20 protein-coding genes and 1 pseudogene are annotated in these 21,634 nt (G+C 71.1%); 11 read left to right on the top strand and 10 right to left on the bottom strand.

Translation table 11 applies throughout. The features are described 5' to 3' along the window. Positions 1-14: 14 nt before the first annotated feature. The 4 genes from rhaS to ACIQU3_RS22885 form a co-directional block, all read right to left on the bottom strand. Entirely contained in the window at positions 15-1,097 is a 1,083-nt protein-coding gene (gene rhaS, locus ACIQU3_RS22900) for a rhamnose ABC transporter substrate-binding protein (RefSeq protein ID WP_403735391.1), read from the bottom strand. A gap of 78 nt (positions 1,098-1,175) precedes the next feature. Beyond that, positions 1,176-2,150: an ABC transporter permease gene (locus ACIQU3_RS22895; RefSeq protein WP_403927470.1), complete on the bottom strand. Its 975-nt coding sequence runs from the start codon at positions 2,148-2,150 to the stop codon at positions 1,176-1,178. Next, positions 2,143-3,183 carry an ABC transporter permease gene (locus ACIQU3_RS22890; protein WP_403927467.1) on the bottom strand — a complete coding sequence of 347 codons (1,041 nt, stop codon included), beginning with the start codon at positions 3,181-3,183 and terminating at the stop codon, positions 2,143-2,145. The genes ACIQU3_RS22895 and ACIQU3_RS22890 overlap by 8 nt, the downstream gene beginning before the upstream one ends. After that, on the bottom strand, positions 3,180-4,697 hold the full coding sequence (locus ACIQU3_RS22885) for a sugar ABC transporter ATP-binding protein (RefSeq protein WP_403927464.1): 1,518 nt from the start codon (positions 4,695-4,697) through the stop codon (positions 3,180-3,182). Before ACIQU3_RS22885 ends, ACIQU3_RS22890 begins: the two co-directional genes overlap by 4 nt. A gap of 272 nt (positions 4,698-4,969) precedes the next feature. Here ACIQU3_RS22885 and rhaI point away from each other — a divergent pair, with 272 nt between their 5' ends. From rhaI to ACIQU3_RS22855, 6 genes are all read left to right on the top strand, one after another. Further along, the gene (rhaI, locus tag ACIQU3_RS22880; RefSeq protein ID WP_403927461.1) at positions 4,970-6,130 is read left to right on the top strand and encodes an L-rhamnose isomerase; all 1,161 of its coding nucleotides are present in this window, start codon (positions 4,970-4,972) and stop codon (positions 6,128-6,130) included. A 116-nt stretch (positions 6,131-6,246) separates the two neighbouring features. Next, positions 6,247-8,286 carry a bifunctional aldolase/short-chain dehydrogenase gene (locus ACIQU3_RS22875; protein WP_403735408.1) on the top strand — a complete coding sequence of 680 codons (2,040 nt, stop codon included), beginning with the start codon at positions 6,247-6,249 and terminating at the stop codon, positions 8,284-8,286. Further along, positions 8,283-9,731 (top strand): rhamnulokinase family protein, encoded by a 1,449-nt coding sequence (locus ACIQU3_RS22870; protein ID WP_403927458.1) that lies wholly within the window; start codon positions 8,283-8,285, stop codon positions 9,729-9,731. The genes ACIQU3_RS22875 and ACIQU3_RS22870 overlap by 4 nt, the downstream gene beginning before the upstream one ends. A 104-nt stretch (positions 9,732-9,835) precedes the next feature. Then, entirely contained in the window at positions 9,836-10,591 is a 756-nt protein-coding gene (locus tag ACIQU3_RS22865; RefSeq protein ID WP_403927455.1) for a (Fe-S)-binding protein, read from the top strand. Next, positions 10,588-12,066: a LutB/LldF family L-lactate oxidation iron-sulfur protein gene (locus ACIQU3_RS22860; RefSeq protein WP_403927452.1), complete on the top strand. Its 1,479-nt coding sequence runs from the start codon at positions 10,588-10,590 to the stop codon at positions 12,064-12,066. The genes ACIQU3_RS22865 and ACIQU3_RS22860 overlap by 4 nt, the downstream gene beginning before the upstream one ends. Beyond that, the gene (locus ACIQU3_RS22855) at positions 12,063-12,713 is read left to right on the top strand and encodes a lactate utilization protein C (protein WP_403735421.1); all 651 of its coding nucleotides are present in this window, start codon (positions 12,063-12,065) and stop codon (positions 12,711-12,713) included. The genes ACIQU3_RS22860 and ACIQU3_RS22855 overlap by 4 nt, the downstream gene beginning before the upstream one ends. Here ACIQU3_RS22855 and ACIQU3_RS22850 read toward each other — a convergent pair. After that, positions 12,689-12,799: pseudogene (locus ACIQU3_RS22850) on the bottom strand (oxidoreductase); the annotation flags it as partial. The gene ACIQU3_RS22855 and the pseudogene ACIQU3_RS22850 sit on opposite strands and share 25 nt — an antisense overlap. Positions 12,800-12,896: 97 nt before the next feature. Continuing rightward, a complete protein-coding gene (locus ACIQU3_RS22845; RefSeq protein WP_403735424.1) occupies positions 12,897-13,469 on the bottom strand; it encodes a TetR/AcrR family transcriptional regulator in 573 nt (190 codons plus the stop codon). Positions 13,470-13,616: 147 nt separating this feature from the next. Between ACIQU3_RS22845 and ACIQU3_RS22840 the strand changes: the two genes are divergently transcribed. Together ACIQU3_RS22840 and ACIQU3_RS22835 are read left to right on the top strand one after the other, a co-directional pair. Further along, complete coding sequence (locus ACIQU3_RS22840) at positions 13,617-14,474, top strand: AAA family ATPase (protein ID WP_403735427.1); 858 nt, start codon at positions 13,617-13,619, stop codon at positions 14,472-14,474. Next, the gene (locus ACIQU3_RS22835) at positions 14,471-15,829 is read left to right on the top strand and encodes a VWA domain-containing protein (protein WP_403927449.1); all 1,359 of its coding nucleotides are present in this window, start codon (positions 14,471-14,473) and stop codon (positions 15,827-15,829) included. The genes ACIQU3_RS22840 and ACIQU3_RS22835 overlap by 4 nt, the downstream gene beginning before the upstream one ends. Here the strand turns inward: ACIQU3_RS22835 and ACIQU3_RS22830 are convergent, their stop codons facing one another. The 4 genes from ACIQU3_RS22830 to ACIQU3_RS22815 all read right to left on the bottom strand — a co-directional run bounded on the left by ACIQU3_RS22830 (position 15,830) and on the right by ACIQU3_RS22815 (position 18,773). After that, positions 15,830-16,531 carry an SDR family oxidoreductase gene (locus ACIQU3_RS22830; protein ID WP_403927446.1) on the bottom strand — a complete coding sequence of 234 codons (702 nt, stop codon included), beginning with the start codon at positions 16,529-16,531 and terminating at the stop codon, positions 15,830-15,832. A gap of 164 nt (positions 16,532-16,695) precedes the next feature. Continuing rightward, positions 16,696-17,055, bottom strand: coding sequence for a cupin domain-containing protein (locus tag ACIQU3_RS22825; protein WP_366716075.1), 360 nt, complete (start codon positions 17,053-17,055; stop codon positions 16,696-16,698). 60 nt (positions 17,056-17,115) lie between these two features. Further along, the gene (locus tag ACIQU3_RS22820) at positions 17,116-18,096 is read right to left on the bottom strand and encodes a pyridoxal-phosphate dependent enzyme (RefSeq protein WP_403927443.1); all 981 of its coding nucleotides are present in this window, start codon (positions 18,094-18,096) and stop codon (positions 17,116-17,118) included. Next, positions 18,093-18,773, bottom strand: coding sequence for a transcriptional regulator (locus ACIQU3_RS22815; RefSeq protein WP_403927441.1), 681 nt, complete (start codon positions 18,771-18,773; stop codon positions 18,093-18,095). Before ACIQU3_RS22815 ends, ACIQU3_RS22820 begins: the two co-directional genes overlap by 4 nt. A 184-nt stretch (positions 18,774-18,957) precedes the next feature. Between ACIQU3_RS22815 and ACIQU3_RS22810 the strand changes: the two genes are divergently transcribed. From ACIQU3_RS22810 to ACIQU3_RS22800, 3 genes are read left to right on the top strand one after another with little or no spacing between them, the layout of a single operon-like run. Beyond that, the gene (locus ACIQU3_RS22810) at positions 18,958-19,878 is read left to right on the top strand and encodes a metal ABC transporter solute-binding protein, Zn/Mn family (RefSeq protein WP_403735442.1); all 921 of its coding nucleotides are present in this window, start codon (positions 18,958-18,960) and stop codon (positions 19,876-19,878) included. Further along, positions 19,875-20,747, top strand: a complete 873-nt coding sequence (locus ACIQU3_RS22805; RefSeq protein WP_403927438.1) for a metal ABC transporter ATP-binding protein — start codon at positions 19,875-19,877, stop codon at positions 20,745-20,747. The genes ACIQU3_RS22810 and ACIQU3_RS22805 overlap by 4 nt, the downstream gene beginning before the upstream one ends. Beyond that, positions 20,744-21,625 (top strand): metal ABC transporter permease, encoded by an 882-nt coding sequence (locus tag ACIQU3_RS22800; RefSeq protein WP_403927435.1) that lies wholly within the window; start codon positions 20,744-20,746, stop codon positions 21,623-21,625. The genes ACIQU3_RS22805 and ACIQU3_RS22800 overlap by 4 nt, the downstream gene beginning before the upstream one ends. Positions 21,626-21,634: the final 9 nt, after the last annotated feature.

The raw sequence follows: 21,634 nt of genomic DNA, 5'->3' as shown, positions 1-21,634 counted from the left end.
ACGATTCTCCAGGATCAGAAGTTGAACTGGTCGATGTTCCCGGCGTCGAACACGGTGGGCTTGCCGAGGCTGATGACGCCGTCCTTGCCGATGGTGTACTCGCCCATGGAGCCGGCCTTGAAGGTCTCCCCCTCCTTGCCGGTGATCTGCCCAGAGGACAGGGCGACGGCGGTGCGGGCGGCCAGTTCGCCGAGCTTCGCCGGGTCCCACAGCTCGAACGCCTCGACGGTGCCGTTCTTGACGTACTTGCGCATGTCGTTCGGGGTGCCGAGGCCGGTCAGCTTGACCTTCCCCTTGTATTTGGAGCCCGACAGGTACTGGGCGGCGGCCTTGATGCCGACGGTGGTCGGGGAGATGATCCCCTTGAGGTTCGGGTACTCCTGGAGCAGGCCCTGGGTCTGCTGGAAGGACTGCTGGGCGTCGTCGTTGCCGTACGCGGTCCTGACCAGCTTGATGTTCTTGTACTCGGGTTTCTTCAGCTCGTCCTTCATGAAGTCGATCCAGGTGTTCTGGTTCGTCGCGGTCTGCGCGGCGGACAGGATCGCGATCTCGCCCTTGTAGTCGATCTGCTTGGCGAGCAGCTGCACCTCGGTACGGCCGAGGTCCTCGGCGGAGGCCTGCGAGACGAAGGCGTTGCGGCAGCCGGCCGTGGTGTCGGAGTCGTAGGTGACGACCTTGATGCCGTTCTTCATTGCCTGCTTGAGCGCCGTGCACAGCGCGCCCGGGTCCTGCGCGGACACGGCCATCGCGTCAACTTGCTGCTGGGTGAGCGTGTTGACGTAACTGACCTGCCCGGCGGTGTCGGTCGCGCTGGACGGCCCGACCTCCTTGTAGCTGGACCCCAGCTCCTTCAGCGCCTTCTCGCCACCCTTGTCGGCGGAGGTGAAGTACGGGTTGTTGACCTGCTTGGGCAGGAACCCGACGGTCAGGCCCTTCTTGGTGGCCGCCTTCGGATCGGCCTTGCCGGCGGTGGCGGCGCTGCCGCCCTCGTTCGCGACGTCCTTCTTGGTGGTGCCACCGCAGGCGGTGATCGCGAGGGCGAGCGAGGTGGCGGTGGCGAGAGCCGCACAGCTGCGGCGGAGAGTCGACTTACGCATGACGGATTCCTTTGAAAGAGGTTGGGGAAGCGCCGCTCAGGGGCGCGGGGAACTGCGCGACCAGCCACGAACAACGGGTCAGCCGGATGATTGAGCACGCACCACCCGGGGCCCGAGCACGGAAAGCACCAACAACACACCTGTGACGACGATCTGCGACTGCGCCGAGACGTCCTGGAGACTCATCACGTTCTGCAGCGCCCCCAGCAGGAGCACCCCCGCGATCGCGCCACCCAACGTCCCCTTTCCGCCGTCGAAGTCGATACCGCCGAGCAACACGGCCGCCACAACGGACAGTTCGAGGCCAGTGGCGTTGTCATAGCGGGCGCTGGCGTAGTGCAACGCCCAGAAGATGCCAGTGAGGGATGCCATCAACCCCGTCAGCGTGAAAAGGATCAGCTTCTGCCGCTTGACCCGGATCCCGGCGAACCGTGCGGCCTCCTCACTCGCGCCGATCGCGAACAGCGCCCGCCCGAACGGTGTGGCGTGCAGCGCGACCACGGCGATGGCGAGCAGCACGAGGAACGGCAGGAAGGCGTACGGGACGAACGATTCACCGAGCCGCCCGGACGCGAAGTCCAGGTACTGCGTGGGGAAGTCGGTCACCGCGTCGGACCCGAGCACGATCTGCGCGATGCCCCGGTAGGCCGCGAGCGTGCCGATGGTCACGGCGAGGGACGGCAGCCCCAGCCTGGTCACCAGCAGCCCGTTGACCAGCCCGCACACCACGCCCAGCAGCAGGCAGATCGGAATGATCGTCTCGATGGCCATGCCCTGGTTCCACAGGGCGCCCATGACGGCACCGGACAGACCCGCCGTGGACGCGACCGACAGGTCGATCTCCCCGGACACCACCAGCAGCGTCATCGGCAGCGCGATCAGCGCGATCGGCAGGGTGTTGCCGATCAGGAAGGACAGGTTGAGCGCGTTGCCGAAACCGTCGACGAAGCCGAAGGAGAACAGCAGGACGACCACGAGGAGTGCGCCGACGGCGGAGTCCCACCTCTTCAGGCCGGACCGGCCCGGCGCCGGACGCAGGGAGATGTCAGCCATGGCGGGCGTTCCTCTTCTTCAGTGCGGAGGCCACGCGCAGCGCGACCATCCGGTCGACCGCGATCGCGAGGATGAGCAGGATGCCGTTGATCGCGAGCACCCAGACCGAGCTGACGCCGAGGGCGGGCAGCACACTGTTGACGGAGGTCAGCAGCAGCGCGCCGAGGGCCGCGCCGTAGACACTGCCGGAGCCGCCGGTGAAGACGACGCCGCCGACCACGACCGCGCTGACGACGGTGAGTTCGTAGCCGTTGCCGGTGCCGGAGTCGACGTTGCCGAAGCGGGCCAGGTACATCGCGCCGGCGAGTCCGGCGAGGGCGCCGCAGAAGGTGTACGCGGCGAGGATCCGCCTGCGGACGGGGATGCCGGCGAGGCGGGCGGCCTCGGGGTTGGAGCCGAGCGCGTACAGTTCGCGGCCGCTGGCGAAGTGCTTGAGGTAGTAGGCGGTGGCGACGAGGACGGCCAGCGCGATCAGCGCCAGGTACGGCACCGCCGAGATGCCGCCGGAGCCGAAGTCGACGAATCCCCCGGGCAGATCGGCCGCGGTGATCTGGCGGGAGCCGACCCAGATGGAGTCGATGCCGCGGATGATGTACAGCGTGCCGAGGGTGACGACGAGCGCGGGCACCTGGCCGAGGCTGACGAGCAGTCCGTTGAGCAGTCCGAAGCCGATGCCGAGCACCACGGCAAGCGCGACCGCCACGACGGGATTTCCGCCGCCCTGGAGGTAGATTCCCGCGGCGAACGCGCTGATGCCGAGCGTGGATCCGACGGACAGGTCGACGTTGCGGGTGATGACGACGAGGGACTGGCCGGTGGCGACCAGGACCAGGATCGTCGCGTTCAGCAGCAGGTCCTTGATGCCCTGTTCGGACAGGAACTCGCTGTTGCCGGCCTGGGTGACGGCGATCATCACCAGGAAGACGACCAGGATGGCGAGTTCGCGCATCCTGAAGACGCGGTCGACCAGCCGGGTGCCGCTCGACCTGGGCACGTCGGCCACGGGGGTATCTTGCGGGGTCACGACCGTCATGCGGCGACCCTCCCGGTGGCTGCGGCCATCACGGTTTCCTCGGTGGCGTCGGAGCGCGGGATCTCGGCGGTGAGCCGGCCCTCGTGCATCACCAGCACGCGGTCGGCCATGCCGAGGATCTCGGGCAGGTCGGAGGAGATCATCAGGACGGCCACGCCGTCGGCGGCCAGCTGCGACAGCAGCCGGTGCACCTCGGCCTTGGTGCCGACGTCGATGCCGCGGGTCGGCTCGTCGACGATCAGCACCTTCGGGCCGGTGGCCAGCCACTTGGCGAGTACGACCTTCTGCTGGTTGCCGCCGGAGAGCGTGTTGACCGTGTCGGCGATCCGGGCGTACTTCACCTGGAGCCTGACGGCCCAGTCGAGGGAGCGGCTGCGCTCGGCGCCGCGGTCCATCAGCCCGGCCTTGACGGTCGTGCGCAGCCCGGTGAGGCCGATGTTCCGCTCGATGGACATGTTCATCACCAGGCCCTGGGCGCGCCGGTCCTCCGGGACCAGGGCGAGTCCGGCGGCCATGGCGGTGGAGGGCGCGCCGTTGACCAGTGCCCTGCCACGCACCCACACCTCACCGGCGTCCCAGCGGTCGATGCCGAACACGGCCCGGGCGACCTCGGTGCGTCCGGCGCCGACGAGTCCGGCCAGTCCGACGATCTCGCCGTGCCGGACGTCGAACGACACGTCGGTGAACACCCCCTCGCGGGTCAGCCGGCGCACGCTCAGGGCGACTTCGCCCGGCTTCACGTCCTGCTTGGGGTAGAGCTCGTCGAGGTCGCGGCCGACCATGCGGCGCACCAGGTCGTCCTCGGTCATGCCCTCCAGGGGCTCGCTGGCGATCCGGGCGCCGTCGCGGAGGGTGGTGACCCGCCGGCAGATGTCGAAGATCTCCTCCAGCCGGTGGGAGATGAACAGCACGGCGGCGCCCTGGTCGCGCAGGGTGCGCACGACGCCGAAGAGGCGGGCGACCTCGCTGCCGGTGAGGGCGGCGGTCGGTTCGTCCATGATCAGGACGCGGGCGTCGAAGGAGAGGGCCTTGGCGATCTCGACGATCTGCTGGTCGGCGATGGACAGACCGCGGGCGGGCCGGTCGGGGTCGAGTTCGACGCCGAGGCGCTTCATCAGGGCGGCGGTCGCGTTGTGGGTGGCCTTGTGGTCGATCCGGCCGAGGGCGCGGCGCGGTCGGCGGCCCATGTAGATGTTCTCGGCGATCGACAGGTCGGGGAAGAGCGTGGGCTCCTGGTAGATCACGGCGATGCCGGCGTCGCGGGCGTCGCCGGGTCCGTGGAAGGTGACGGGCGCACCGTCGAGCAGCACCTGGCCGGTGTCCGGGCGGTGCACGCCGGCGAGGGTCTTGATGAGGGTGGACTTGCCGGCACCGTTCTCACCGGCGAGTGCGTGCACCTCCCCGGGGAAGAGCTCCAGGGAGACGTCCCGCAGTGCGCGGACCGCGCCGAAGGACTTGGAGACGTCCCTCAGCGCGAGAACCGGGGCCGGACCCGTGGTGGACGGGTGGGTCATGAGGGCTCCTCGACGACACCGGCGGGTCGGCCCTCCCGGCGTCGTGAAAGGTTTCAACTGGGTTGCCGGGACGTTAGGCGGGCCGCGCATGTCACGTCAATGGGTTCCGGTCGAAAAAGTTTCGGGGTCCGTTCGAGGACAGAAGGTCACGCACGGGTCACGGGAAACCGTCTGCACCGGAGGGGTTGACACCCCTTCGGGACACCCATAGCTTCGCGTCCTGAATCGTTTCATTCAGTGGTCGTCACGACCCGATGTCACAGGAGCCTGACGTGACCGAGCTCGCCGCGGTGAAGGCCGCTCTCAAGACACAGGCCGTCGAGACGCCGTCCTGGGCGTACGGGAACTCGGGCACGCGGTTCAAGGTCTTCGCGCAGGAGGGCGTGCCGCGCACCCCGTTCGAGAAGGTGGACGACGCGGCGAAGGTGCACGAGTTCACCGGCATCGCCCCGACGGTGGCCCTGCACATTCCGTGGGACGAGGTCGACGACTACGCGGCGCTGGCGAAGCATGCCGAGCAGCGGGGCGTGCGGCTCGGGGCGGTCAACTCCAACACGTTCCAGGACGACGCCTACAAGCTCGGGAGCATCTGCCATCCGGAGGCCTCCGTGCGGCGCAAGGCCGTCGACCACCTGCTGGAGTGCGTCGACATCATGGATGCGACGGGCTCGACGGATCTGAAGCTGTGGTTCGCCGACGGGACGAACTATCCCGGCCAGGACGACATCCGGGGGCGGCAGGACCGGCTGGCCGAAGGTCTGGCCGAGGTCTACGAGCGGCTCGGGGACGGGCAGCGGATGCTGCTGGAGTACAAGTTCTTCGAGCCGGCGTTCTACACGACCGACGTGCCGGACTGGGGCACCGCCTACGCGCACTGCCTGAGGCTCGGCCCGAAGGCGCAGGTCGTCGTCGACACGGGGCATCACGCCCCGGGGACCAACATCGAGTTCATCGTGGCGACGCTGCTGCGCGAGGGGAAGCTCGGCGGGTTCGACTTCAACTCGCGGTTCTACGCGGACGACGACCTGATGGTCGGGGCGGCGGATCCCTTCCAGCTGTTCCGGATCATGTACGAGGTCGTGCGGGGCGGTGGGTTCACGCCCGAGGTCGCGTTCATGCTCGACCAGTGCCACAACATCGAGGCGAAGATCCCGGCGATCATCCGGTCGGTGATGAACGTGCAGGAGGCCACGGCCAAGGCGCTGCTCGTCGATGGTGACGCGTTGGGGGCGGCGCAGCGCGGCGGTGATGTGCTGGAGGCGAACGCCGTGCTGATGGACGCGTACAACACGGATGTGCGGCCGTTGCTCCGTGAGGTGCGGGAGGAGATGGGGTTGGACCCCGAGCCTCTCGCTGCGTATCGGCGGTCCGGGTGGGGTGAGCGGATCGTTGCCGAGCGGGTCGGTGGGCAGCAGGCGGGGTGGGGTGCGTAAGCGTCTGCCGAGTTCTGTGATCTGCGGAGTGCGGGTGGTCTGTGGCTGATCGCGCAGTTCCCCGCGCCCCTGAAAAGAAGGCACCTCACCCGCCCCCTCTTGAGAAGGAACCGTTCATGCCCACCCATCCCGAAGCTGCCGCTCTGCTTGCCCGATCGCACCGGCTCGGCAGCGATCCCAGGAACACGAACTACGCCGGCGGCAACGCCTCCGCCAAGGGCACCGGGACCGACCCCGTGACCGGCGGGGACGTCGAGCTGATGTGGGTCAAGGGGTCCGGCGGTGATCTCGGGACGCTGACCGAGGCCGGGCTCGCAGTACTGCGGCTGGACCGGATGCGGGCGCTCGTCGACGTCTATCCCGGTGTCGAGCGCGAGGACGAGATGGTCGCCGCCTTCGACTACTGCCTGCACGGCAAGGGCGGGGCAGCTCCGTCCATCGACACCGCCATGCACGGGCTGGTCGAGGCCGCTCACGTCGATCATCTGCACCCGGACTCGGGGATCGCGCTGGCCTGCGCCGCCGATGGGGAGAAGCTGACCGCCGAGTGCTTCGGGGACAGGGTGGTGTGGGTGCCGTGGCGGCGGCCGGGATTCCAGCTGGGGCTGGACATCGCCGCCGTGAAGAAGGCCAACCCGCAGGCCGTCGGGTGCGTGCTCGGCGGGCACGGGATCACCGCCTGGGGCGACACCGCCGAGGAGTGCGAGCGCAATTCGCTGCACATCATCCGGACCGCCGAGAGGTTCCTCGCCGAGCGGGGCACGGCCGAGCCCTTCGGGCCCGTGATCGAGGGGTACACCGCGCTGGGCGCCGCGGAGCGGCGGGAGCGGGCCGCCGCGCTCGCCCCGTACGTGCGGGCCGTCGCGTCGCAGGACCGGCCCCAGGTGGGGCACTTCGACGACTCCGAGGTCGTGCTCGGCTTCCTCGCGAGCGCCGAGCACCCGCGGCTCGCCGCACTGGGGACCTCGTGCCCGGATCACTTCCTGCGCACCAAGGTCCGGCCGCTGGTCCTGGATCTGCCGCCGAGCGCCCCGCTGGAGGAGGCCGTCGCGCGGCTGAAGGAGCTGCACGCCGAGTACCGCGAGGAGTACGCCGCCTACTACGAGCGGCACGCCGAGCCCGGCTCCCCCGCCATGCGCGGCGCCGACCCGGCGATCGTGCTGGTGCCCGGCGTGGGCATGTTCTCCTTCGGCAAGGACAAGCAGACCGCCCGGGTCGCGGGCGAGTTCTACGTCAACGCCATCAACGTGATGCGCGGGGCCGAGGCCGTGTCCACGTACGCGCCCATCGAGGAGTCCGAGAAGTTCCGCATCGAGTACTGGGCGCTGGAGGAGGCCAAGCTCCGGCGGATGCCGAAGCCCAAGGCGCTGGCGACCCGGGTGGCGCTGGTGACGGGTGCCGGGAGCGGGATCGGCAAGGCCGTCGCGCACCGACTCGTGGCCGAGGGCGCGTGCGTGGTCGTCGCCGATCTAGACGCGCAGAACGCCGCCGCCGTCGCCGAGGAGCTGGGCGGACCCGACAAGGCCGTCGCCGTGACCGTGGACGTCACCTCCGAGGAGCAGATCGCCGAGGCGTTCCGCGAGGCCGTGCTGGCCTTCGGCGGAGTGGACCTCGTCGTCAACAACGCGGGGATCTCGATCTCCAAGCCGCTGCTGGAGACCTCGGCCAGGGACTGGGACCTCCAGCACGACATCATGGCGCGCGGGTCGTTCCTCGTGTCGCGGGAGGCGGCCCGGGTGATGACCGTCCAGGGGCTGGGCGGTGACATCGTCTACATCGCCTCGAAGAACGCCGTGTTCGCCGGTCCCAACAACATCGCCTACTCCGCCACCAAGGCCGACCAGGCCCACCAGGTGCGCCTGCTCGCCGCCGAGCTGGGCGAGTACGGCATCCGGGTCAACGGGATCAACCCGGACGGTGTCGTGCGCGGTTCGGGGATCTTCGCCGGCGGGTGGGGCGCCGAGAGGGCCGCCGTGTACGGGGTCGAGGAGGAGAAGCTGGGTGAGTTCTACGCGCAGCGGACCATCCTCAAGCGGGAGGTGCTCCCCGAGCACGTGGCCAACGCCGTCTTCGCGCTGACCGGTGGGGACCTCACCCACACGACCGGTCTGCACATCCCGGTCGACGCCGGCGTCGCCGCCGCCTTCCTGCGATGAGTGTGAGCGTGAAGTCGTACGCCGCGGTCGACCTCGGCGCGTCGAGCGGGCGCGTCATGACCGGCCGGGTCGGGCTCGACTCGCTGGAGCTGAGCGAGGCCCACCGCTTCCCCAACCGTCCGGTGCGGGTGCCCGAGGGGCTGCGCTGGGACGTGCTCGGCCTGTACGCCGGAGTCCTGGACGGGCTGCGGGCAGCGGGGCAGGTCGACTCCGTCGGCATCGACAGCTGGGCCGTGGACTACGGGCTGCTGGACGCGGACGGAGCGCTGCTCGGCAATCCCGTGCACTACCGGGACGCCCGGACGGAGGGTGTCGCGGAGAAGGTGTGGGCGACGGTGCCCCCCGCGGAACTGTACGCCGCGACCGGGTTGCAGTACGCGCCCTTCAACACCCTCTACCGGCTCACCGCCGCCCGCTCCACGGCGCAGCTCGCCGAGGCCCGGCGGCTGCTGCTGATGCCGGACCTGCTGACGTACTGGCTGACCGGCGAGCAGGGCACGGAACTCACCAACGCGTCCACGACCCAGCTGATCGACCCGCGCACCCGTGACTGGGCGTACGGCGTCGCGGAGCGTCTCGGTATCGACCTCGGGCTGTTCGCTCCCCTGCGGCAGCCCGGCGATCCGGCGGGGGTGCTGCGGCCGGAGGTGCTGGAGGAGACGGGGATGAGAGGTCCCGTGCCGGTGACGGCCGTCGGGTCCCACGACACCGCCTCGGCGGTCGCCGCCGTTCCCGCGTCGGACGAACGGTTCGCCTACATCTGCACGGGCACCTGGTCGCTGGCCGGCCTGGAGCTGGACGCGCCGGTGCTGAGCGAGGAGAGCCGGGCCGCCAACTTCACCAACGAGCTGGGGCTGGACGGCACCGTCCGCTACCTGCGCAACATCATGGGGCTGTGGCTGCTCCAGGAGTGCGTACGGGCCTGGGGCGACCCGGATCTCGGTGCGCTGCTGCTGGAGGCCTCCAAGGTGCCGGCGCTGCGGTCCGTCGTGGACGCGGGGGACGCGGCGTTCCTTCCGCCCGGGCGGATGCCCGAGCGGATCGCCGAGGCGTGCGGGACCTCGGGGCAGCCCGTGCCGGAGTCGCCGGCCGAGGTGACGCGCTGCATCCTCGACTCCCTCGCCCTCGCGCACCGCAAGGCCGTCCAGGACGCCCAGCGGCTCGCCGGGCACCCGGTCGACGTGGTGCACGTGGTCGGCGGCGGCACGCGCAACGCCCTGCTGTGCCAGCTCACCGCCGACGCGTGCGGTCTGCCGGTGGTGGCCGGGCCCACCGAGGCGGCGGCGCTGGGCAACGTCCTGGTCCAGGCGCGGGCGGACGGGCTGGTCGGTGACCTGGCCGGGATGCGGCGGCTGCTGGTCAACACGCAGCCGCTCACGCGCTATGAGCCCCGGGGCGGAACCGGGCGGTGGCACGCCGCGCAGGCCCGGCTCGCCGGGCACTGACGGCGTTTCCCCGGGCCGTGAACGCCTACTGCTCCCCCACTACGCTGAACGCGTGTGGGAGGGACCCCCAGGACTCGTCCGACGATCGACCACAAGGAGCCGCGATGCGTGTCGCACTGTTCCTGACCTGCGTCAACGACACGCTCTATCCGGCCACCGGGCGCGCCGTGGTGAAACTGCTGACCAGACTGGGTGTCGAGGTCGACTTCCCGATGGCGCAGACCTGCTGCGGGCAGGCGCACTACAATACCGGATACCGCCATGAGGCCGAGCCGCTCGCCCGGCACTTCTCCGATGTCTTCGGTGAGTACGAGGCGATCGTGACGCCCTCCGGGTCGTGCGGGGCGATGGTGCGGGAGCTGTATCCGCGGATGGGCGAGCGGGCCCGGGCCGAGGGACGGGGGGACACGCTCGCGGCCACGCTGGCGCCGGTGGTGCGCAAGACATACGAGCTGACCGAGTTCGTGGTCGACGTACTGGGCGTGACGGACGTCGGGGCGTACTACCCGCACAAGGTGACCTACCACCCGACCTGCCACGGGCTGCGCGGACTCGGGCTCGGCGAGCGGCCGCGGCGGCTGCTGCAGTCGGTGAAGGGGCTGGAGCTCGTCGAGCTGCCGGGCGCGGACGAGTGCTGCGGGTTCGGTGGCACGTTCGCGCTGAAGAACGCGGACGTCTCGGCGGCGATGGGCGCGGACAAGGTGCGCAACGCCGAGTCGACCGGCGCCGAGGTGCTCTGCGCGGCCGACAACTCCTGCCTGATGCACCTCGGCGGGACCATGACCCGGCTGCGGACCGGCATGCGGCCGGTGCACATCGCGGAGATCCTGGCGAGCACGGAGGAGGAACCGGCCGTATGAGCGGGACGTATCTCGGTATGCCGGCGTTCCCGGAGGCCGCACGGGAGGCCTTGGCGAACACCACCCTGCGCGGCAATCTGCGGCATGCCACGCACACCATCCGGGCCAAGCGGGCGAAGGCCGTCGCGGAGGTCTCCGACTGGGCCGCGCTGCGCGAGGCGGGCAAGCGGATCAAGGACCACACACTGCGTCATCTCGACCGCTACCTGGTGCAGTTGGAGGAATCGGTCACCGCTGCGGGCGGCATGGTGCACTGGGCCGCGGACGCGGACGAGGCCAACGAGATCGTCACGCGGCTCGTGAAGACGACCGGCGAATCCGAGGTCGTCAAGGTCAAGTCGATGGCCACGCAGGAGATCGGTCTCAACGAGGCACTGGAGGCGGAGGGCATCCACGCCTACGAGACCGATCTGGCCGAGCTGATCGTGCAGTTGGGCGGGGACCGGCCCTCGCACATCCTGGTGCCGGCCATCCACCGCAACCGGGGCGAGATCCGGGACATCTTCGCCCGCGAGATGAGCGAGTGGGGCCGCCCCGCCCCCGAGGGACTGACCGACACCCCGGCCGAGCTCGCCGAGGCCGCCCGGCTGCACCTGCGGGAGAAGTTCCTCCGAGCCAGGGTCGGCATCTCCGGGGCCAACTTCATGGTCGCCGAGACGGGCACGCTGGTGGTCGTGGAGTCCGAGGGCAACGGCCGGATGTGCCTGACCCTGCCCGAGACGCTGATCTCGGTCGTCGGCATCGAGAAGGTGGTGCCGACTTGGCAGGACCTGGAGGTCTTCCTGCAGACCCTGCCCCGCTCCTCGACCGCGGAGCGCATGAACCCGTACACGTCGACCTGGACCGGTACCGCCGACCAGGACGGCCCGAGCACCTTCCATCTGGTACTGCTGGACAACGGCCGCACCGACACCCTCGCCGACGAGGTGGGCCGGCAGGCACTGCGCTGCATCCGCTGCTCCGCCTGCCTCAACGTGTGCCCGGTGTACGAACGGGCCGGCGGCCACGCCTACGGCTCGGTGTACCCGGGTCCGATCGGCGCGATCCTCAGTCCCCAACTGCGGGGCACAGCAAGCGAGATCGACGCCTCGCTGCCCTACGCCTCGTCGCTGTGCGGGGCGTGTTACGAGGTCTGCCCCGTGGCCATCGACATCCCCGAGGTGCTGGTGCACCTGCGGGAGCGGGTGGTGCAGGGCGGCGAGGTCACGCGGGCGGGCAACAAGGTGGTGCTGCGGCCCGCGAAGGGGCATGCCGCCGAGCGTGCGGCGATGCGCGCGGCACGCTGGGCCTTGTCGCACGCGGGCGCACTGCGCACCGGCCAGCGCGCCGTCTCCCGGACCCGTCGCTTCCATCCCCGGACGCTGCCCGGCCCGGGCAGGGCCTGGAGCGGGACCCGGGACCTGCCCCCGGTGCCCGCCGAACCGTTCCGGGACTGGTGGCAGCGCACGCACGGCGGGAAGGACGGGGCCAGGTGAGCAGCAGGGAACGGATCCTGGGGCGGGTACGGCGCGCGCTGGCGGACGCGCCGGACGACGAGGCGCCGATCGCGCGGGACTATCTGCGTGAGCACGGGCAGCGGACCGTCGCGGAGACGGTGGAGCTGCTCGCCGTGAACCTGGCGGACTACCGGGCTCTCGTGCACCGCACCGACACCGGTGGGCTGGCCGCTGTGGTCGCGGGGCTGCTGGAGAAGCACGGGTCGGCGTCGGTGCTGGTGCCGCCCGGGCTGGACGAGGGGTGGCTCGGCGCGTCCGGGGTGGCGCGGGTGGCGGACCGGGCCGGGAGCACCCCGGCCGAACTGGACCGCGTCGACAGTGTGGTGACGGCCTGTGCGGTCGCGATCGCCGAGACCGGCACCATCGTGCTGGACGGCTCACCCGATCAGGGCCGCCGTCGGATCACCCTCGTCCCGGACCACCACATCTGTGTGGTGCGGGTGCCCGATCAGGTCGTGTCGTCCGTGCCTCAGGGTCTCGAACGCCTCGACCCGGCCCGCCCGTTGACGTGGATCTCGGGTCCGTCGGCGACCAGTGACATCGAGCTGGACCGGGTCGAGGGGGTGCATGGGCCGCGCACGCTCGAAGTGGTGCTGGTGAGTCAAGGCAGGATCGAGTCCTCGTAGCCGCCGTCGGCCCGCGGGGCACCGCCCGTGGTCGCCGGGGCGTGGCCGGAGGCGAGGTGGACGACCATGTTGGCGATCTCCTCCGGCGGGGGTGATCGGGTACCCCGCGGGCGCCGCCGAGTGCGTCCTGCGCCGCGTGTTCCGCGGCCCGTGTGGTCACGCCCCCGTCCCGGCGCCCGCCCGTCAGCGGGCGCCGGACGCGTCCAGCAACGCGGTCACGGTCGTCGTGGTCAGGCCGTCCAGCGTCTCGATCCCGGCACCGGCCCGGGCGCTGGCCCCGTCGAAGACCAGCATCAGCTGACGGGCCAGCAGCTCCGCGTCCCGCGCCCCGCCCTCCTCGGCCTGCGTGCGGAAGAAGCCCCGCAGCCAGTCCTTGGCCTCGCGGGCCACGGCACTCGCCGGGTGCTCGGGGTCCTTCAGTTCGACCAGGGCGGCGAGATAGGGACAGCCCTGGTAGGCGGGCTCGGCGGAGGCCTTCTCCAGCCGTTCGAAGACGTCCAGGATCCGCTCGCGCGGGCTGCCGTCCTGTTCCCGGGGGCCCGGTGCCAGCCGCTGTTCGTACTCCGGGAGCCGCCGGGCCAGACTCGCCGCGAGGACCTCGTCCTTGCTTCCGAAGAGCTGGTACATGGACCGCTTCGAGACTCCGGCGCTGCGGCACAGCGCCTCGACACCGAGGGAGACACCCTCGCGGTAGAACAACTCGGCCGCCGCGTCGAGGAGCCGGTCCCGGGTGGACGCCTTGTCGGTTGTGGCCATACGGGCGAGGGTACCCCGCCCCGAACCCAGGGGAAACCGATCGGTTTCGACAATTGCCGGGGTCGCGATCCCGTGACAGCCTGGCTGAACAAGCGCTTAGATAGTGCCCTGTCCGTCACACCGACGCCGCCGCCCAGGAGGCCACCGTTGTTCACATCCGTCGACGACGTCTCCGTTCGCCTCGCCGAGGCCGGTTACCTCGCCTCCCGGGCCGTCGCCACGACCGTCTTCCTCGCCGACCGGCTCGGCAAGCCGCTCCTGGTGGAGGGCCCGGCCGGCGTCGGCAAGACGGAACTCGCCAAGGCCGTCGCCGAGGTCGCCGGGGCCCGGCTGGTCCGCCTCCAGTGTTACGAGGGGGTCGACGAGTCCCGCGCCCTGTACGAGTGGAACCACGCCAAGCAGCTCCTGCGTATCAGCGCGGGCCGCGACGAGACGTGGGACGAGGCCCGCACGGACATCTTCGGCGAGGAGTTCCTGCTCACCCGGCCGCTGCTGACGGCGATCCGGGGCGACGACCCCAAGGTGCTGCTGATCGACGAGACGGACAAGGCGGACGTCGAGGTGGAGGGTCTGCTGCTGGAGGTGCTCAGCGACTTCCAGGTGACCGTCCCCGAGCTGGGGACCATCACGGCGACGCGCCGCCCCTTCGTCGTCCTCACCTCCAACGCGAGCCGGGAGCTGTCCGAGGCGCTGCGCCGGCGCTGCCTCTTCCTGCACATCGGTTTCCCCGAGGAGGAGCTGGAGCGCCGGATCGTACGGCTGAAGGTGCCGGGCCTCGACGAGACGCTGGCCCGTTCGGTCGTCCGGGTCGTGGGCGCGCTGCGGGCGATGGACCTGCGCAAGGTGCCGTCGGTGGCCGAGACCGTCGACTGGGCGCACACCCTGCTGGCGCTCGGTGCCGAGTCGCTGGACGAGACCGTCGTGCGGGCCACGCTCGGCGTGCTCCTCAAGCACCAGGACGACGTCCTCAAGGCGTCCGCCAAGCTCGACCCGGACGCCCTGTGACCACGCCGTCGGGCCTCGCCGAGCGGCTGACGTCCCTGGTCGGGGCGTTGCGCGCGCACGGCGTGCGGATCGGCACCGGCGAGACGGTCGACGCGGCACGGGCCGTCGCGGAACTCGGCCTCGCCGACCGGGAGCTGCTGCGCGAGGGGCTCGCGGCGACGCTGCTGCACGGGCCCGCCCAACGGCAGGTGTTCGACTCGGTCTTCGACCTGTACTTCCCACGCGGGATCGGCGGCCCGGAGCAGCGGGCGGCGGGGCGCGAGGAACTGCGGGACCGGCTGGCCGACGCGCTGGCCGCCGACGACCGGGCGATGCTGGGCAGGCTGGCGATCGAGGCGGTCGACGGATTCGGCGGCTACGGTTCCTCGCCGGAGTCGGACGGCTGGTCGTCGTACCAGGCACTCGAACGGCTGCGGCCGCAGACGCTGCTGGCCCGCGTGCGGGACACCGTCCGGGGGCAGGGCGGCGACACGGGGTTCACGGACCGCCTGCTGGAGGACGAGATCCGGCGGCGCATCGACGCCTTCCGCGCGCTGGTGGCCGCCGAGGCACGGCGGCGGGTCGCCGAGCGGCGCGGCCGCGACGAGATCGCGCGGCGGGCGGTGGCCCCGACCGCGGACCGGGTCGACTTCCTGTTCGCCGGGCAGGACCGGCTCGCCGAGCTGCGCAGAACGGTGCAGCCCCTGGCCCGCAAGCTCGCGACCCGGCTGGCGGCCCGGCGCCGCCGTGCCGCTCGGGGCACGATCGATCTGCGGCGGACCCTGCGAGGTTCGCTGTCCACGGGCGGAGTGCCGATGAAGCCCGTGCTGCGCGCACGGCGTCCCGCCCGTCCCGAACTGGTGCTGCTGTGCGACGTGTCGGGGTCGGTCTCCGGTTTCTCCGATTTCACGATGCTGCTGGTGCAGGCGCTGCACGACCAGTTCAGCAAGGTGCGCGTGTTCGCCTTCGTCAACCGGATCGACGAGGTGACCGGGCTGCTGGAGCACGGGCGGGCCGACCCGGAAGGGCTGGGCGCCCGCATCCAGGCGGAGGCGGCGGTCACGGGCTACCACGGCAGCAGCGACTACGGGATGGCGCTGGGCGAGTTCGCGGAGCGGTACGCGGACGCGGCCGGTTCCCGCACGACGGTGTTCGTCCTCGGGGACGCCCGTACGAACCGGAGCGACCCGAATCTTCCCGCTCTGCGGCAGATCGCCGAGCGCGCCCGGCGCGTCCACTGGCTGAACCCCGAGCAGCGCGGTCGATGGGGCACGGGCGACTCCGTCGCACCCGCCTACGCCGAGCTGGTCGAGATGCACGAGTGCCGCACCGCACGGCAGTTGAGCGCGCTGGTGGCTCGGCTGCTGCCGGTGTGATCAGGCGGCGAGTTGCGGGTAGAGGGCGGCGGGGTCGGCCGCCAGTCCTGCCTTGACCTGCCGCGAGAGCTCGTCGGCCAGGACCTCGTAGGCGCCGGAGGCGATGCCGTCGAGGGCCTGGGCCGCCACCGAGCGGGCCGTGGACTTGGGCGCCTCGACCCCGGCGGCCATGTCCGTGTCGACGTAGCCGACGTGGAGGCCGGTGACGTCGATCCCGCGCGGCTTCAGGTCCAGACGCAGCGAGTTGGTCTGCGACCAGAACGCGGCTTTGGAGGCGCTGTAGGAGCCGGCCAGGCCGATCCAGGACAGCACGGAGTGGACGTTGAGGATGTGACCGCCGCCGTTGCGCTCGATGACGGGGACGAAGGCCCGGGTCACCAGGAGCGGCCCGTAGAAGTTGGTCTCGAACTCGCGGCGCACGTCCTCGACGGGCGAATCGAGGAAGTTCGCGTTCACCGACGCGCCGGCGTTGTTGATCAGCAGGGTGACGTCCTGCGCCCGCTCGGCCACCGCGGCGACGGACGCGGGGTCGGTCACCTCGAGCGCCAGCGGCACGGCGTCGGGGTGCGTGACGGTGCGCGGGTCGCGGGCCGTCGCGTACACCTTCCGTGCGCCCCGCTCGTACAGGGCTTCGACCAGCGCCCGGCCGATGCCGCGGCTGCCGCCGGTGACCAGGGCGACGGAACCTTCGATGGCGGTCATGGGAGTCTCCCTCATTGCTCACAGCCCGGAAACCGATCGGTTTCCCATGCCGGGAAGAGTAAACCGATCGGTTTCCAAGAGCAAGGGTGGGCTGGACGGCCGGCCGAGGACGCAGGCAGGCACTGCGGCCGGCCGAAGGGGTGGGAGACTCTCGCCGGTTCGCGCTAGTCCTTCTTGGCGTACTCCTTGGCCATGCTGCCGGCGAAGTCGTAGACCACGCACTGCTCGTCGCCGACGACCCAGGCGTCGTGGCCGGGCGGGCAGACGAACACGTCGCCCGGTCCCACCTCGCTCTCCGCGCCGTCGTCCATGCGGATGTGCATACGGCCCGAGACGACATAGCCGTTGTGGTGGATCCGGCAGCTGTCCGTCCCGGCGATCGGGGCCACCGACTCGGACCAGCGCCAGCCCGGCTCGAAGGTGGCCACGGCGAAGTCCAGCCCTGTCATGTGGACGGCTTCCAGGTGGCCTCGGGGGTAATCGCGTCGCTCGTCCGGCTTGTCGAGCGTCTTCACTTCAAGCATGACGCTCCTCCTCGTTGAGGGTTTGCCTCCATCGTCCGTCCGCCCTCGGGGCGGCGCCATTCAGGGGGTGACGCCGCCGCAGAGCTCCGCGAAGCGCCCGGCGTCGATGTTCCCGCCGGAGACGACGACACCGACGCGCGGGGGAAGCGGACCCAGCCGCCCGGTGAGCAGCGCGGCCAGCGGGGTGGCTCCGCTCGGCTCGACGACGATCTTCAGGCGTTCGAAGGCGAACCGCATCGCGTCCCGGATCTCGTCGTCGGTGACCAGGACGACCTCGTCGAGGAGCCGCCTGTTGACCGAGAACGTCAGCTCTCCCGGGGTGTGCAGGGCCTGACCGTCGGCGATGGTGCGCGGGACGGGAATGCTGACGCGCCGGCCCGCGTCCAGCGAGCGCTTCGTGTCGTCCCCGGCCTCCGGCTCGACGCCGACGGTCCGGATGCCGGGGTTCAGCGCCTTGGCCGCCGTGGCGCTGCCCGCCATCAGCCCGCCGCCGCCGACCGGTGTCAGCAGCGCGCCCAGCTCCCCGGCTTCCTCCAGCAGTTCGAGTGCGGCCGTGCCCTGCCCGGCCATAACGTGCGGGTGTTCGTACGGCGGAATGAGCGCCAGGCCCCGCTCGGCGGCGAGGGCCTCGCCGATCGCGACGCGGTCCTCGGTGTAACGGTCGTACGTGACGATCTCGGCGCCGTAGCCGGCGGTGGCGGCCCGCTTCGACGGCGGGGCGTCCTCCGGCATGACGATGACGGCGGTCGTGCCCAGCTCCCGCGAGGCCAGGGCGACGGCCTGCGCGTGATTGCCCGACGAGTAGGCGGCGACACCACGGGACAGCTGCTCGGGGGCGAGGCGGGAGACGGCGTTGTAGGCGCCGCGGAACTTGAAGGCGCCCGCACGCTGGAAATTCTCGCACTTGAGGAGGACCTCCGCTCCGGCGAGCGCGTCCAGGGTGCGGGAGCGCAGCACGGGCGTGCGGTGGGCGACGCCCTTGAGTCTTGCCGCTGCGTCCCGGACGTCGTCGAGGGTGACCGGTGGGGTCGTGGTCGTCACGTGGAGCCTCCGGTGGGAGTGTCGTGCGCGGCCCTGGCGCGGGACAGGTAGTTGTAGGCGGAGGCGCGGGAGATGCCGAGCCGGGCAGCGACCTGTTCGACGGCGCCGCGCACGGCGAACACCCCACGGGTGTCCAGCCCGTCGAACAGCTCCACGCGTTCCGCGCGGTCGAGCTCCGCCCAGCTGCCCCGTTGCTGGGACTGGTGGGCGTCGACCAGGGCGTCGACCACGGAATCGATGTCGTTGCCGAAGGTGGTGGTCGGCGGCTCCGCCGGGGCGGCGCCCAGTCCGGCGAGCGCGCCGAGCAGGCCGTGGACGCGGGTGACGGCGCCGACGTCCACGTTGACGCACAGGGCACCGAACACGGCGCAGGTGGAGTCCCGGAGCACCATCGTGGAGGACTTCACCAGCGTCCCGTCGCGGGTGCGCGTGACGTAGTTCAGCTCGTCGGACGCTGCGCCGCCGCGGGCGAGGACCCGCAGACCGATCTCGCTCATGGCACCGCCGACCTGCCGCCCGGTCACCGCCCCGGCCACGGCGACCACCGACTTCTCCGGGGTCCGGTAGTCGTGCAGCACGACGTCGCAAACCGGCCCGAAGGTCGCGGCGATTCCTTCGACGACCGGCTTCAGCGCGGCGAGGATCGCGTCCCGCTCGGCGTCCGGACCGTTGTCCATGCCTGGCCTCCTTTCACCCCACCACCTTAGACCATCAGTCCAGCACTTGGATAGACAGTCCAGAGTTCTCAACAGTCGGCAACGGTTATCGCATGACTTCGGCCCGAATCCGCTTTTGACATTCATTCCCATCTAGCGTGGTGCCCGCCGATCACCCCCGTGCATTGCCCGTCCTGGAGGAGCCATGCCCCTGCCCCCGTCCCGCCGCGTCGCGCTGCTGACCGGCGCGTCACTGACCCTGCTCACGGGCTGCGGCAGCTCCTCGGACTCCCCCGGCGGCACGAGCGCACCGCACCGCGTCGCCGTGGTCGCCTCCACGAACGTCTGGGGCGACATCGCCCGGCGCATGGGCGGCGACCGGGTGGACGTCACCTCGGTCATCGGCGACCCCGACCAGAACCCGCATTCCTACGAGGCCGACCCCCGGAACCAACTGGCCCTGTCCCAGGCGAAGGTCGTCGTCGAGAACGGCGGCGGCTACGACGACTTCGTCGACCACATGCTCAAGAGCGGGCACAACGATGCCGCCGAGGTGATCAACGCGGTCGACGTGTCCGGCAGGACCGCGCCCGAAAGCGGCGAACTCAATGAGCACGTCTGGTACGACCTCCCCACCGTCGCCAGGGTCGCCGACCGGATCTCCGGCGCCCTCGCCAAGGCCGACCCGGACGATGCCGCCGCCTTCGAGAAGAACGCCACCGCCTTCAAGGCGAAGCTCGCGCCGCTGGAGGCCCAGGAGGCCCGGATCAAGAAGGCGCACGGCGGTGACGGCATCGTCGTCACCGAGCCGGTGCCGCTGTACATGACCGAGGCGAGCGGCCTGGTGAACAGGACGCCCGCACCGTTCAGCGAGGCGATCGAGGAGGGCGACGACGTCTCCCCGCGCGTTCTCCGGCAGTGCCTCGCGCTGTTCAGCGACAAGAGGGTGAAGGCCCTCGTCTACAACGAGCAGACCTCGGGGCCGCAGACCGAGAAGGCCGAGGCGGCGGCCGAGGCGGCCGGCGTCCCCGTCGTGCCCGTGACCGAGACCCTGCCCAAGGGCGAGGACTACCTCCGCTGGATGACCGCCAACCTCGACGCGCTCGCGAGCGCGCTGAACAAGTGACCACCGTCCCCCGGCAGGACGGCACGCCGGTCGTCGCCCTGCGCGCGGCCGCCCTGTCGTACGGCGACCGCGAGGTGTGGAGCGGCCTCGATCTCGAGGTGCGGCCCGGGGAGTTCCTGGCGGTGCTGGGGCCCAACGGCGCGGGCAAGACCAGCTTCGTCCGGGCCCTGCTGGGCCGCCGGCCGCTGTCCGCCGGCACCCTGACCGTCCTCGGCCGGCCGGCGCGCGAGGCCTCCCGGCACATCGGCTACGTCCCGCAGCAGGCGGCACTGTCCGCGCAGGCCGTGCTGCGCGCCCGCGACCTGGTCCGGTTCGGCATCGACGGCCACCGCTTCGGCCCGCGGCTCTTCACCGGCGGGGTCCGCCGCCAGGTGGACGAGATCCTCGAGTCGGTGGGCGCCTCGGCCTACGCCGACGTCCCGCTCGGGATGCTGTCCGGCGGCGAACGGCAGCGGGTACGCATCGGACAGGCCCTGGCGACCGACCCCCGCCTCCTGCTGTGCGACGAACCGCTGCTCTCACTCGACCTGCACCACCAGCGGGCCGTCACCGAACTGATCGACGCCCGGCGCCACTCCCACGGCACGGCGGTGGTGTTCGTGACGCACGAGATCAACCCGGTGCTGGGCATGGCCGACCGGGTGCTGTACCTCGCCCGGGGCGGACACCGGGTCGGCACACCGGACGAGGTGCTGACCTCCGAGTCGCTGTCCCGTCTCTACGGCACACAGGTCGACGTGGTGCGTGTCCGGGGCCGGGTGGTGGTCGCGGGAGCACCCGACGAGACGGCCGCACCGCCGCACCACCCCGAAGGGCGTCACGAGCGGTCTCGTCGGCGGCCTCACACGACGGACGGAGTGCGCGCATGACACTCGCCGAGGGGATCCGGCATCAGATCTTCGACTTCACCGACTACGGCGAACTCCTCGCGCTGGTCCGCAACTCACTCATCGCGGGTGTCGCCCTCGGCCTGGTGGGCGGGCTGGCGGGGGTGTTCGTCCTGATGCGGGACCTGCCGTTCGCGGTGCACGGCATCAGCGAGCTGTCGTTCGCCGGCGCGTCGGCGGCGCTGCTGCTGGACGCGAACGTCGTGGCGGGCTCCATCGCCGGTTCGCTCCTCGCGGCCGGTGCCATCGGCGTCCTCGGGACCCGGGCGCGGGACCGCAACCCGGTGATCGGCATCATCATGCCGTTCGGCCTGGGACTCGGCGTGCTCTTCCTCGCCCTCTACAAGGGCCGGGCGGCCAACAGGTTCGGGCTGCTCACCGGGCAGATCGTGGCCGTGGACACCCCGCGGATGTCATGGCTGCTCGGCACGTCCGTCCTGGTGCTTGCCGCCCTGGCGGTGATGTGGCGCCCGCTGGTCTTCGCCGGCGCGGATCCGGACGTGGCTGAGGCCCGCGGGGTGCCGGTGCGCGGGCTGTCCTTCGCCTTCATGCTGGTGCTCGGGCTCGCGGTCGCCCTGTCGGTGCAGATCGTCGGTGCGCTGCTGGTGCTCTCCCTGGTCGTCACCCCGGCGGCGGCCGCCGCCCGCGTCACCGCGTCGCCGGTGCTGCTGCCCACGTTGAGCGTGCTCTTCGCGGTGCTCTCCATCGAGGGCGGCACCCTGCTCGCCCTGGGCGGCAGCATCCCGATCAGCCCCTACGTCACGACGATCTCCTTCACCTTCTACGCGGTGTGCCGGGCGGCCGGGTGGTATCGGCTCCGGCGGTGGGGGGCGCGGCGCTCGCCGGTGCGCGCGGCCTGAGCGGAGTGC

It is taken from the genome of Streptomyces sp. NPDC101110 (assembly GCF_044759525.1).
Taxonomy (GTDB): Bacteria; Actinomycetota; Actinomycetes; order Streptomycetales; family Streptomycetaceae; genus Streptomyces.
The sequence above is the reverse complement of the archived record's forward strand: the minus strand, read 5'-3'. Positions and strand labels throughout refer to the sequence as shown.